This is a genomic window from Streptococcus caprae (genome assembly GCF_042649745.1).
GTDB lineage: Bacteria > Bacillota > Bacilli > Lactobacillales > Streptococcaceae > Streptococcus > Streptococcus caprae.
The window spans coordinates 74705-88569 of record NZ_JBHRZV010000027.1 but is presented as its reverse complement, the minus strand read 5'-3'; the positions used below and the strand labels follow the sequence as shown (position 1 = coordinate 88569).

The 13865-nt window shown below is 43.5% G+C and carries 11 protein-coding genes and 1 pseudogene; all 12 read left to right on the top strand.

Annotation, left to right across the window (positions count from 1 at the left end; genetic code table 11):
- Positions 1-425, top strand: a 425-nt coding sequence (locus ACFORF_RS03880; protein ID WP_380425661.1) for an ROK family protein, incomplete at its 5' end; no start/stop codon positions are given.
- Between the two features lie 152 nt (positions 426-577).
- A complete protein-coding gene (locus ACFORF_RS03875; protein ID WP_380425659.1) occupies positions 578-1615 on the top strand; it encodes a GntR family transcriptional regulator in 1038 nt (345 codons plus the stop codon).
- A gap of 327 nt (positions 1616-1942) precedes the next feature.
- Positions 1943-3529 carry a xylulokinase gene (locus ACFORF_RS03870; protein WP_380425657.1) on the top strand — a complete coding sequence of 529 codons (1587 nt, stop codon included), beginning with the start codon at positions 1943-1945 and terminating at the stop codon, positions 3527-3529.
- A gap of 9 nt (positions 3530-3538) precedes the next feature.
- Positions 3539-4234 (top strand): L-ribulose-5-phosphate 4-epimerase, encoded by a 696-nt coding sequence (locus tag ACFORF_RS03865; protein ID WP_380425655.1) that lies wholly within the window; start codon positions 3539-3541, stop codon positions 4232-4234.
- Positions 4235-4251: 17 nt separating this feature from the next.
- A complete protein-coding gene (gene araA, locus ACFORF_RS03860) occupies positions 4252-5676 on the top strand; it encodes an L-arabinose isomerase (protein WP_380425653.1) in 1425 nt (474 codons plus the stop codon).
- Positions 5677-5954: 278 nt separating this feature from the next.
- The gene (locus ACFORF_RS03855) at positions 5955-6068 is read left to right on the top strand and encodes a hypothetical protein (RefSeq protein ID WP_380425652.1); all 114 of its coding nucleotides are present in this window, start codon (positions 5955-5957) and stop codon (positions 6066-6068) included.
- A gap of 126 nt (positions 6069-6194) precedes the next feature.
- A pseudogene (tnpA, locus tag ACFORF_RS03850) lies at positions 6195-6584 on the top strand (IS200/IS605 family transposase); the annotation flags it as partial.
- Positions 6585-6619: 35 nt separating this feature from the next.
- On the top strand, positions 6620-11014 hold the full coding sequence (locus tag ACFORF_RS03845) for a PolC-type DNA polymerase III (RefSeq protein WP_380425650.1): 4395 nt from the start codon (positions 6620-6622) through the stop codon (positions 11012-11014).
- Positions 11015-11264: 250 nt separating this feature from the next.
- Positions 11265-11498: a GlsB/YeaQ/YmgE family stress response membrane protein gene (locus tag ACFORF_RS03840; protein ID WP_380425648.1), complete on the top strand. Its 234-nt coding sequence runs from the start codon at positions 11265-11267 to the stop codon at positions 11496-11498.
- Between the two features lie 18 nt (positions 11499-11516).
- Positions 11517-11939: a MarR family winged helix-turn-helix transcriptional regulator gene (locus tag ACFORF_RS03835; RefSeq protein WP_380425646.1), complete on the top strand. Its 423-nt coding sequence runs from the start codon at positions 11517-11519 to the stop codon at positions 11937-11939.
- Between the two features lie 114 nt (positions 11940-12053).
- The gene (locus ACFORF_RS03830) at positions 12054-12602 is read left to right on the top strand and encodes an NADPH-dependent FMN reductase (RefSeq protein WP_380425644.1); all 549 of its coding nucleotides are present in this window, start codon (positions 12054-12056) and stop codon (positions 12600-12602) included.
- Positions 12603-12858: 256 nt separating this feature from the next.
- Complete coding sequence (locus ACFORF_RS03825; RefSeq protein ID WP_380425642.1) at positions 12859-13827, top strand: thiamine pyrophosphate-dependent dehydrogenase E1 component subunit alpha; 969 nt, start codon at positions 12859-12861, stop codon at positions 13825-13827.
- Positions 13828-13865 lie beyond the last annotated feature (38 nt).

The following is a 13865-nucleotide window of genomic DNA, read 5'->3' as shown; positions in this document are numbered from 1 at the left end:
ATTTTGATGATAAAACCTTTAAACTGGAAGAGGCTGCAGGTATGAAATATTCTCCAGTTCAGATGATTATGGCCATAGCAGAGCAGTTAGGGCTAGAGGATAAGAAGGATGGTATTGCCGTCTTTGAAGCGATCAATGCTAGGGATGAGCGTGCCTGGCCAATTTTCCAGGACTTCTGTCGTCATATTGCCATTGTCATTTACAACCAGCAGGCTATTGTGGACCTAGAACGGGTCGTCATCGGTGGTGGCATCTCAGCCCAGCCCATTGTTGTTGAAGAAATTCGCCGTCAGTATCGAGACTTGCTAGACAAGCTTGAGATTTTTGGGGATATGATTACGCCTGTAGAGATTGAGACTTGCCATTATGTTGGGACTTCCAACCTGGTTGGGGCTCTTTATCAGTTGTTATTGAGACTACGATAGCGAATTTACTAAATTACATGAGTTAAGATATTCAGTGTACCCTAACAAAGCGTTATCATCGAATTCTATTTTTGGAAAACTAATTTTCATTTGACAAATTCTTGAATTTCTATATACTAGTTGTACGGACAACTAGTTGAGGAGAGTAGAAAATGGCAATTCCAAAGTATCAAGAAGTCGCTAATGCCATTCGAGAGAAGATTATTACCCAAGAGTATCTGGTTGGAGAGGTTATTCCAACAGAGGCTAAACTACAAGAAATATACAGTGTCAGTCGTCACACGGTACGTCAGGCCCTCAATGTGTTAAATAATGAAGGTTATGTACGTTCAGAGAAGGGTTCTGGGACATACGTTCTCAATCGCTTGGAAAATCTGAATATCTCTTCAGGACCTGCAACAAAAAAAATCGGAGTTATCACAACCTATCTTTCTGACTATATTTTCCCAACCATTATTCGGGGGGTTGAAGAAGTCTTGAGACAAAATGGTTACAGCCTAGTATTAGCATCTACCAACAACGATATTGTCCAAGAAGAAATTTGCCTGAAAAATATGTTAGAAGAAGGGATAGATGGACTGATTGTTGAACCGACTAAGAGTAATCTATACAACCCCAATATCCAGTATTACTTGCAGTTTCGTGAACTCGGAATCCCTGTGTTATTTATAAATGCTTACTACGAATTACTTGATTTTCCCTATATTGCTATGGACGATAGCAGAGCAGGGGAGGCGGCCACCCAGCACTTAATTGACGAAGGTTGTCGTCAGATTGGCTTATTCACTAAGGTGGATGATCTGCAAGGAAAACTACGGATGAAGGGTTATATTTCAGCGCTCGAAAATGCCCATTTTCCTCTAGTGTCTGAGCGTCTTTTCACCTATACAACAGAGACTGAGCAAGAGGTCTTGGGAAAACTTTATGAAATACTCAGTAAAAATCCCCAAACCTTAGATGGACTAGTTTGTTACAATGACTTAATGGCTTTAAAAATCAAACAACTGATACCGCAGGAGCATCTACCTAAATTAGTGAGTCATGACAACTCTATTCTTGCAGTTGCGGCGTCCCTGAGCAGTGTTAATCATCCTAAGGAAGAGCTGGGTAAACGTGCGGCACAAAAAATGGTGGATACCTTAGAATCCCAAAAACAATTGACAACAGAGGTTATTAAAGTCAGTTTATAATACTAAAATATGAGAGTAGGACAAAAATCGGTAATTCGTTAGAATTCGATTACTTCGCTTCTGAGTTTCTGGGTTAAGACTGAAACTGTCTCTTCTCAGATTGTTTCACTCCCATATCCGAAAAGTTGAGTAGGACTTTGAAAGCTGATAACATCAGCGTATTAGCGTCCACTCAACTACTGCGTCTTGTTTATTTTGTGATAATAATAAGATAAGGCTAGGACTTTTATCCCGGCCTTCTTTTTGTGCAAACAAATATTAATTTCATTGACATGTACGTACAAAAATAGTAGACTATAATTGAAAACGAATTCAAAGGAGAAAAATATGGCTACTCAAAAGGAGAGTATTCTATCTGGTCAAACCAGTCTTGGGATCGAGTTCGGTTCGACACGGATTAAGGCTGTTTTGTTGGACAGCAATCGTCAGGAATTGGCAAGCAGTTCCTATCAATGGGAAAATCAGTTAGTTGATGGTCTATGGACCTATAGTCAAGAGGTAATCCTTGACGGTCTCCAGACGACCTATGGTCGCCTTAAAGAGATTGTTTTGCAAGAGTATGGTGTTTCCTTGACTAAGATTGGTCAAGTTGGAATTTCTGCTATGATGCACGGTTATTTGGCTTTTGATGAGGCAGGTCAGCTTTTGGTTCCTTTTAGAACCTGGCGAAATAGTAACACAGGATCTGCGGCTAAGGCCCTGACAGAAGCGTTCAACTTTAATATCCCCGAGCGGTGGTCTGTTGCGCATTTATACCAAGCCATCTTAAATAAGGAGGAACATGTCCCTCGTGTTCATCATATCACGACCCTGGCAGGTTATATTCACTGGCTCTTAACAGGTCGTCAAGTCTTGGGAGTCGGCGATGCTTCTGGCCTTTTTCCAATTGATTCTTTGACCAAGGACTATCACAAAAACTTTCTGGCTCGTTTTTCTGAACTCATCGCAGAGCAGGGATTAGACCTTCGTGTGCCAGATATTTTTCCTCAAGTTCTAGTAGCCGGAGCAGAGGCAGGTCAGCTTACTCCTGAAGGGGCTAGCCTTCTTGATCCTACAGGTCAATTAGAGCCTGGTGCATGTTTCTGTCCTCCAGAAGGAGATGCGGGAACAGGAATGGTTGCGACGAACAGTGTGCGTCCAAAGACCGGGAATGTCTCAGCCGGTACTTCGGTCTTTGCTATGGTTGTCCTTGAAGAGGCCTTAAAACGAGTCCATCCAGAAATTGATCTTGTCACAACGCCATCTGGGGACGCGGTGGCCATGGTACATGCCAACAACTGTACCTCTGACCTAAATGCCTGGGTCAACCTCTTTCATGAGTTTGCCCAGAAATCCGGCAGTCCTATTAGTTTGGATGAGACTTATCAACTCTTATTCGAGAGTGCCTTAAAAGCGGATTCGGATACAGGACAGTTAGTGTCTTATGGGCTTTTCTCTGGAGAAAACATTCTTGGTCTTGATCAAGGTAGACCAATTTTGCTCAGAGAGGCCAACAGTCAATTTAATCTGGCCAATCTGATGAAGAGTCATATCTTGTCTGCTTTTTCAACCTTGGCTATTGGTATGGAAATCTTAACGCAAGAAGAACAGGTTCCGATTGATAGTTTATTGGGCCATGGGGGGATTTTTGCAACACCTCGTGTCGCTCAGGAGTGCCTATCGGCCATTTTAGACCTGCCAATCTCTGTCACGGAGACAGCCAATACTGGTGGTGCTTGGGGGATGGCGATTCTGGCAGATTACCTCAATCACACGGATAAGAACTTAGAAGATTATCTGGAGAACACAGTCTTTTATGAAACGGCTTCATCGTCTATTGAAGCTAGTACGGGAGCGGTGCAGGCAGCACAAACCTACCTCGAACGATTTAAATCGAACCTTGAGGTTGAACGCTCTGCTATTGTCAAAAAATAAGGAGAAGACATGTTAGAAGAACTTAAAGAAATCGTCTATCAACAAAACTTGGAATTGCCCAAGCGTGGCTTGATCAAGTACACCTGGGGAAATGTCTCTCAAGTGGACCGAGAAAAACAACTCTTCGTTATCAAACCCTCTGGAGTTGATTACGATCAAATGACGGCTGCAGATATGGTGGTTTGCGACTTTGACGGGAACGTTGTGGAAGGCCACTACCGTCCGTCATCTGATATGCCCACCCATGCAAAACTCTACAAATATTTTGAGGAAATCGGTGGGATTGTTCACACGCATTCTCCTTGGGCTGTGGTTTGGTCCCAAGCAGGAAAAGATGTTCCGGCCCTTGGTACCACCCATGCAGATACTTTCTATGGTGCTGTACCGTGTGCTCGTTTCCTGACCCAAGAAGAGTTGGATACTGGTTATGAAGCTGAGACCGGAACAGTGATTGTAGAAACATTTAAAGACCGCCAGTTGAATCCAGTTGAAGTCCCTGGTATTCTCTTGCAAGGGCATGGCCCCTTCACGTGGGGCAAGGATGCTGAGGATGCTGTGATGCATGCTGTTGTCTTAGAAGAAGTTTGTAAGATGAACTTCTTTACACGCCAACTCAATCCGGAGTCGCCTGATTTACCACAACATATTCTCGACAAACATTATCAACGTAAACATGGTAAAAATGCCTATTATGGGCAAAATTAAGAAATGAGGAATCTATAATGAATACACAAAAACAAGAATTTTGGTTTGTTGTTGGAGCCCAACATTTGTATGGTCCAGAAGCCCTAGAAGAAGTAAAGGCACATGCCCGGGATATTGTTGCGTCATTGAATGCTAGTAGAAAACTCCCTTATCCAGTTGTCTTTCAGGAAGAACTAGCAGTATCAGCGGATGTCATTACCAAATTGATGAAAGAAATCAACTACCGTGATGAGGTCGCAGGTGTGATTACTTGGATGCATACTTTCTCCCCAGCTAAGATGTGGATTCGTGGAACTAAGCTCTTGCAAAAGCCTTTGTTGCACTTGGCTACTCAGTACAATGAATCGATTCCTTGGGCAACCATTGACATGGACTTTATGAATCTCAACCAATCTGCCCATGGAGACCGCGAGTATGGCTTTATCAATGCCCGCCTCGAGAAAAATAACACCGTTGTTGTGGGCTATTGGAAAAATGACGATGTCCAAGATAAGATTGCAAAATGGATGGATGTCGCTGTTGCCTATAATGAAGGCTTCAACATCAAGGTTGCTCGCTTTGGAGACAATATGCGTGACGTTGCTGTAACTGATGGTGATAAGATTGAAGCGCAAATTCAATTGGGCTGGACAGTTGATTACTATGGTATCGGTGATTTGGTCGCTTATATTGATCAAGTTACAGAAGCAGAAGTAGAGGCTCTCTTTGCGGAATACCAAGACCTTTATGAGTTCGACTATGCCGATTATGACAAAGAAACTTGGGAGAGTCATGTCAAAGAACAGGCTAAGTATGAAATTGCCCTCAAACGTTTCTTGGATGAAGGCGGCTACACGGCCTTCTCTGACAATTTCCAAGACCTTTACGGCATGAAGCAATTACCAGGATTAGCGACCCAACGCTTAATGGCTCAAGGCTATGGCTTTGCGGGAGAAGGGGACTGGAAAACAGCAGCCTTGGACCGCTTTATGAAAGTGATGGCTCACAATGAAAACACGGGCTTTATGGAAGACTACACTTATGAATTGGCACTCGGTAAGGAAGCAGCTCTGCAGTCACACATGCTTGAAGTAGACCCAAGTCTGGCCGTGAATAAGCCAAAAATTCTGGTGTCTCCTCTTGGCATTGGTGGTAAAGAAGATCCAGCACGTTTGGTCTTTGATGGAAAGTCTGGCGATGGCGTTGTAGCGACTATTGCAGACTTTGGGACTTATTTCAAATTGATTATCAACGAAGTGAAGGCATTCACACCGACAGAGGCTGCACCAAAACTTCCAGTTGCCCGTGTGATGTGGGAAGTTCTGCCAAACTTTAAAGATGGTGTTAAAGCCTGGATTGAAAATGGTGGTGGGCACCATACGGTAATGTCACTCAATGTGACGACTGATCAACTCATCGCTTGGGCTAAGTTGGTTGGCCTTGAGTATGTAGTGATTAAATAAGAGTTTCAAGTTTTGTTTAGGTTTTAAAGCAATATTCAGGTTGAGTATTGCTTTTATTATGTGACCAATAAACCACCCGCTATGCGGGTGCGCATCGAAGGTTATACCAAAAAACTCCAAACGCGATACAATAAAGGTGTTCAAGCCTATTGTAGAGCGAAAGGAGGAGAAAAATTATCCAGTGGATGATTTTTGCCGAAACCTAAAAATAAAAAAGTTGAGGGGCTCAAAAAGCACATAGTTTATCACACACAAAGTGGAATTGTAAATATCACATTGTGTTCACCCCTAAGTATAGACGAAAAGTCATCTATAATCAATATCGAAGCAGTTTAGGAGCACGCCAAACGCATGAAACAGCTATTTCCGAACTATGGTACAGTTTGAAGTAGGCAATTTCAACGGTTTTCCTATAGAGAAATTAGAAAATATAAAAGTATTATTGTGAAATTCCTGCACGTTGAAATACAGAAAGCTTTATTTTCTTGCTAAAATTCTTTCATGCGTTTGACGTGAGTTTAGGAGAGATATTCCGCCGTTTATGTAGCTATAAAGGTGTTGAAATTATAGAAGGACATTTAATGCTAGACCATGTTCACATGTTAGTAAGTATCCCTCCACGAATTAGTGTTTCAAGTTTCAGGGGTTACTTAAAAGGTAAGAGTGCCTTGATGATGTTTGATAAACACGCCAATCTCAAATATAAGTTTGGAAATCGCCATTTTTGGGCTGAGGGATATTATGTGAGCACAGTTGGTCTGAACGAAGCCACTATCAAAAAATATATTCAAGAACAAGAAAAACATGATATAGCCTTAGATAAATTGAGCGTAAAAGAATATGAAGATCCCTTGAGGGATAAGGTTCGCCTTATCTCTTTTTTTCATGTTTTGATTATGTTAGAATAAGTGTATTGTAGTCCCGTTTGATATGGAGGTCCCGTATGACAGAGATGTTTAATAAATTAATGGATCAGATTGAATTACCGCTTGAAATTAAGTCGGGTGATTTTTTCGCATCTGGTGACATAGTCTCGGTAGACGTGCATACGGTTAGCCGTGTTTGGGACTTTCATCTGAAGTTTGGTCAGATTTTACCGCTTGAATTTTATAGAGAATTGCGAAGCCGTTTAATCGCAACTTTTGAGAAGGCTGACATCAAGGCAAATCTGAGGATCATGATAAGTCAACCGATGCTTACGGAAGAGTTACTCCAGGCTTATTACCAGGAGGCATTTATCTTACCTTTGTGTAATGGCCTGAGCTTTAAGTCTTCTTTTGGTCATCTTAAGGTTTCTTTTGAAAATGGCAGAGCTCTTATTCATGCACCCGCCTTCGTTAATAATGAGCATTTTAGGAAGAATCATCTGCCAAATCTGGTCAAACAATTTGAAGAATTTGGTTTTGGTACCTTAGAATTTGACATTGTCTCTGATCATGAGGTTACTGAAGAATTGAAAACTTCATTTGAAAAGCATAAGGAAGCTCAGGAAAATCAGGCTGTTCAGGTTAATCTAGAGGCCATGCAGTCGCTTGAAGCTAGTCAACCTCTGCCTGAAGAGGCACCGAAGCCAAGTTTTGATTTTAAGGAGCGACAGGCTGCTCGTCAAGCAGGGTTTGATAAGGCTGAAATTACCGCGATGGTAGATGTGACCACTGAGGAAAATCGAATCGTCTTTGAAGGTTTGGTCTTTAATGTCGAGAAGAAGACGACACGAACTGGGCGTCACATTATTAACTTCAAGATGACGGATTACACATCCAGCTTTGCTATGCAAAAATGGGCCAAGGATGATGAGGAACTTAAGAAATTTGACATCATCGCTAAGGGGAATTGGCTCAGAGTGCGAGGGAATATTGAAAATAACCAGTTCACCCGCTCGTTGACCATGAATGTTCAAGACGTGAAGGCCATCGTTCATCATGAGCGTAAGGACCTTATGCCTGAGGGGCAAAAGCGTGTTGAGTTTCACGCCCATACCAGCATGTCTACCATGGATGCTCTTCCGACAGTGGAGGAATTAGTGGCCAAGGCGGCTAAGTGGGGACACAAGGCGGTTGCCATCACTGACCATGGGAATGTCCAGTCCTTCCCTCACGGTTATCATGCGGCCCGTAAAGCTGGCATCAAGGCGATTTTTGGTCTAGAGGCAAATTTAGTAGAAGATCGTGTGCCTATTACTTACAATGAAGTGTCCATGGATTTGAGTGAGGCGACTTATGTGGTCTTTGACGTTGAGACGACAGGGCTTTCTGCGGTTAATAATGACCTCATTCAAATTGCGGCCTCTAAGATGTACAAGGGTAATATCCTAGAGCAGTTCGATGAGTTTATCGATCCAGGTCACCCTCTCAGTCAGTTTACGACAGAATTGACAGGAATAACAGATATGCACGTGAAGGGGGCCAAGCCACTCTTACAAGTTTTGCAGGAGTTTCAAGCGTTTTGTGAAGGAACGGTTTTGGTTGCCCATAATGCGACCTTTGACGTTGGTTTTATGAATGCCAATTACGAGCGTCACGGTTTGCCACTTGTTAGCCAACCGGTGATTGACACCTTAGAATTTGCCCGTAACCTCTATCCCGAATACAAGCGTCATGGTTTGGGACCTTTGACCAAACGGTTCCAGGTTTCCTTGGAACATCACCACATGGCCAACTACGATGCCGAGGCGACAGGGCGTTTGCTATTTATTTTCCTCAAGGAGACCAAGGAGAAGCATGGCATCACAGACCTTGCAGCCCTTAATACTCAACTCATTGAAGAGGATTCCTATAAGAAGGCTCGAGTTAAACATGCGACCATTTATGTAAAAAACCAAACGGGTTTGAAAAATCTCTTCAAACTGGTCAGTCTGTCCAATGTGAAATATTTCGAGGGTGTGGCTCGGATTCCGCGTTCGGTTTTGGATGAACACCGCGAGGGGCTTTTGTTAGGGACAGCCTGTTCAGATGGTGAAGTTTTTGATGCTGTCTTATCGTCAGGTATCGATGCAGCAACCAAGGTAGCCGAGTACTATGACTTCATCGAGGTTATGCCTCCGGCCCTTTATGCTCCGCTATTGGCCCAAGGAACCATCGCAGATGAAGCGGGAATTCAACAGGTCATTAAAGACTTGATTGAGGTTGGTCGTCGGCTAGATAAGCCGGTTTTGGCTACGGGGAATGTCCATTATCTGGAGCCTGAGGACGAGATTTACCGTGAGATTATCGTACGGTCACTGGGTCAAGGTGCCATGATTAACCGTCCGATTGGCCGAGGTGAAGGGGCTCAACCAGCTCCCCTACCCAAGGCACATTTTAGGACGACAAATGAAATGCTGGATGACTTTGCTTTCTTGGGCAAAGAAAAGGCCTACGAGATTGTCGTGACCAATACCAATACCATGCTTGAAGTCTTCGAAGAGGTTGAAGTGGTTAAGGGTGATCTCTACACGCCTTATATTGAAAAGGCTGAAGAAACGGTCGCTGAGTTGACCTATAAAAAGGCTTTTGAGATCTATGGAAATCCCTTGCCGGATATCATCGATTTGCGGATTGAAAAAGAGCTTTCCTCTATCTTGGGGAATGGCTTTGCCGTGATTTATTTGGCATCGCAGATGTTGGTGCATCGGTCCAATCAGCGAGGCTATCTGGTGGGTTCACGGGGCTCTGTTGGTTCCTCCTTTGTAGCAACCATGATTGGGATTACTGAAGTAAACCCTATGCCGCCCCATTATGTCTGCCCAAGTTGTCAGCATTCGGAGTTCATCACAGATGGGTCCTTTGGTTCAGGCTACGATATGCCTGATAAGGATTGTCCACAGTGTGGAGCCGAGTACCGTAAAGATGGTCAGGATATCCCCTTTGAGACCTTCTTGGGATTTGATGGGGATAAGGTACCCGATATAGATTTGAACTTTTCTGGGGACGATCAGCCGTCTGCCCACTTGGATGTTCGAGATATCTTCGGCGAGCAATATGCTTTCCGTGCTGGGACAGTAGGTACCGTAGCGGATAAGACGGCCTATGGTTTTGTTCGCGGTTACGAGCGAGACTATGGGAAGTTTTACCCTGAAGCTGAGGTTGAACGGCTCTCCATGGGAGCGGCTGGTGTCAAACGGACGACGGGGCAACACCCAGGCGGTATCGTTGTTATTCCAGACTATATGGACGTCTATGATTTTACACCGGTCCAATACCCAGCTGATGATAATACAGCTGCTTGGCAGACCACCCACTTTAACTTCCACGATATTGATGAGAACGTCTTAAAACTTGATGTTCTGGGACACGATGACCCGACCATGGTTCGGAAATTGCAGGACTTGTCAGGAATTGACCCGCTGACGATTCGTCCGGACGACAAGGGTGTTATGGCACTCTTTTCCGGAACTGAAATCTTGGGCGTGACCCCTGAGCAAATCGGAACGCCTACTGGAATGCTGGGTATCCCAGAGTTTGGGACCAACTTTGTTCGCGGCATGGTTGAGGAAACTCATCCCACAACCTTCTCAGAGTTACTCCAGTTGTCTGGTCTGTCTCATGGAACAGACGTTTGGTTGGGCAATGCCCAGGATCTGATTAAGGCTGGGATTGCAGACCTATCAACCGTTATTGGTTGTCGGGATGATATTATGGTTTACCTTATGCATGCTGGACTAGAACCTAAGATGGCCTTTAACATTATGGAGCGGGTGCGTAAGGGCCTGTGGCTTAAGATTTCAGAAGAAGAACGGAACGGCTATATTCAGGCCATGCGTGATAATAAGGTTCCAGATTGGTACATTGAGTCTTGTGGGAAAATCAAGTACATGTTCCCCAAAGCCCACGCGGCAGCCTATGTCTTGATGGCCCTGCGGGTGGCCTACTTTAAGGTTCATCATCCCTTATATTATTATTGTGCCTACTTCTCGATTAGGGCAAAAGCCTTCGAATTGCGAACCATGTCAGGTGGCTTGGCTGCTGTCAAGGCTCGGATGGCAGACATCCAGGAGAAGAAGAAAAACAACGAGGCTTCAAACGTTGAAAATGACCTCTACACAACGCTAGAAATTGTCAATGAGATGCTGGAGCGTGGCTTTGAATTTGGTCGTTTGGACCTCTATCGGTCAGATGCGATTGACTTCCAGATGGACGGGAACACCTTGATACCACCGTTTGTTGCTATGGAAGGTCTAGGAGAGAACGTTGCCAAGCAATTGGTGGCAGCGCGTGAGGAGGGAGAGTTCCTATCTAAAACCGAACTTCGTAAACGTGGCGGACTCTCCGCAACTCTGGTTGAAAAGATGGACGAGATGGGCATCCTAGGGAACTTGCCAGAAGATAACCAACTCAGCCTCTTTGATGATTTCTTTTAAGGATTATGGAGATTAGGAATGAAATCCAAGATTATAGCTCAGGATAGGATAGCGGATAAAAACTTTTCCTACAGTTTGGATTTATCCAATGATCTTATTTTAAAAAGCTGAGCGATCACCAGTGTTACTATTTGGGGAGTAGTTGACATTAATCATTGGCTAAAAGAATAAATGAAGAGGCGCGTTTGCGTCTCTTTTGCTTATGGGAAAAGTTATGGTAAAATATTGTTAACTTGTAAAGGAGATTATTATGATTATTAGTATGATTGCAGGGGTCATTATTGGCATGATCGCTAGTGCCTTGACCAACCGTGAGGACCAAATGGGATGTTTTGGTAATATGTTTATTGGTTTATTGGGGGCTTGGTTAGGTCAAGCTTTATTTGGAGATTGGGGACCGCAGATGGCTGGGATGGCAGTTGTACCCTCTATCTTGGGTGCGGTGATTCTTCTTATACTTTTTGTCAGCCGCAAACGATTCTAAGAAAAAGGAGCTCTATCAATGGCAGAACTCGATAAGGCTGTCAAGACTAATGTCATTTTTCGTAAGGCCCAGATGACTCTAAATAGGAAAGTTGGGGCAAGTTTTAAGCATCATGGTTTAACAGAGACTCAGTTTGGTGTTTTGGACCGCCTTTATAGCAAGGGAGACTTGCGGATTTCAGATTTATTGGAAAGCCTCTTAGCTACCTCTGGAAATATGACCGTGGTTCTTAAAAATATGGAAAAAAAAGGCTGGATTCATCGCCGTCAGTGCTCTCAAGATAAGCGAGCCTACTATATTGGGTTGACGGATCGAGGGCGTGTGCTTTTTGAAGAAACCCTACCTGAACATCTAAATAGCGTCCGAGAAGCTATGGCAATTTTCACGGATGATGAGCTTGACCAATTACAGGCTCTCTTGAAAAAATTTAAGGAGATGTGAGCGTTTTGCTTTACATCTTTTTGTGTTGTGATATATTACTATATAGTAATAAATGATTTGGTACTCTCAATCCAAATTTTAAAGTTTTACAATTTATTTTAAAGGAGATAAAACATGTCTAAAGTATTATTTATCGTCGGTTCTCTTCGTCAAGGTTCCTTTAACCATCAATTGGCTGCTGATGCTGAAAAAGCTCTGGCTGGTAAGGCTGAAGTGAGCTACTTGGATTGGTCACAAGTGCCAGTCTTCTCACAAGACTTGGAAGGTCAAACACCTGCCAGTGTTCAAGCTGTGCGTGATGCTGTTGCTGCAGCAGATGCGGTTTGGATTTTCTCACCAGTTTACAACTTTGCTATCCCAGGTTCAGTTAAAAACCTCTTGGATTGGCTCAGCCGGGCAGTTGACCTGTCAGATCCAACTGGACCGTCAGCAATCAATGGCAAAGTAACGACGGTTTCACTTGTAGCAAACGGTGGACATGACCAGGTTGCTGACCAATATCGTACCTTGATGTCGTTCATCCGTACCAACTTTGTAGATCAATTGACCTTCTCACGTGTCAATGATTCTGCCTGGGCAGATGGTAAATTTATCGCCAGCGAAGAAGTTTCTACAGATCTTAGTAAGCAAGCAGAAGCGCTTCTTGCTGCTCTTAATGCGTAAATCAAATGAAAACCAGACTAAGTTCTGGTTTTTTGCTTGAAAAATTCCGAAACACATTGAAAACTGTAACATTATTTTCAGAAAGAAAGAGCGAACTGTTCTATATTTTTTCTGAATAATCTTTGTGAAATTCATATCTTATAGAACAGTCAGAAAGCCTTTGCTTACCATGTTCGTAAACGGTTCAATACACTTGCACTTTGTGAAAAAATGATTTATCATAGAAGGGTAATATGATAGTTTTTGGAGGAATATCATGGTAACAGTTTCTAAAGAAACACACATGGAAATGTTTTTGAAAATGCAACGCATTCGCGAGTTTGATATGCGTATCAACAAGCTCGTGCGTCGTGGTTTCGTACAAGGGATGACTCACTTCTCAGTCGGTGAAGAAGCAGCCAACGTTGGTGCCGTTCAACACTTGACTTACGATGATGCCTTCTTCTCAAACCACCGCGGTCACGGTCAATCAATTGCTCAAGACATGGACTTGAACGGTATGATGGCGGAGCTTGCGGGTAAAGTAACAGGTGTCTCTAAAGGGCGTGGAGGATCTATGCACTTGGCTGATTTCAAACGTGGGAACTACGGAACCAACGGTATCGTTGGTGGTGGTTATGCCATGGCTGTCGGTGCTGCTTTGACGCAACAATACAAGGGCACAAACAACATTGCAGTTGCCTTCTCAGGAGACGGTGCGACTAACGAAGGTTCATTCCACGAGTCTGTCAACATGGCGGCAGCTTGGAAATTGCCAGTGATTTTCTTTATCATTAACAACGGCTATGGTATCTCTATGGATATCAAGAATGCAACAAACACTCCTCACCTCTACACTCGTGCTGAAGCCTACGGAATCCCAGGTTTCTACGTGGAAGACGGAAACGATGTTATGGCTGTTTACGAAACTATGGGCAAGGCTGTTGAGCATGTACGTGGTGGTAATGGTCCTGCTATCGTTGAGGTAATTTCTTACCGTTGGTTCGGTCATTCAACTGCCGATGCGGGTGTTTATCGTACCAAGGAAGAAGTTGACGAATGGAAGAAAAAAGATCCAATGATTAAATACCGTCAGTATTTGACTGCTGAAGGTATTGCTACGGATGAGGAATTGGATGCGATTGAGGCTCAAGTGACGAAAGAAGTTGACGATGCCTATGAATTTGCCATCAACAGTCCAGATCCTGAACTTTCAGTAGCCTTTGAAGATATCTGGGTAGACTAAGAGACAGGCTAATTATTGTCTGTTATAGGGATTAAACT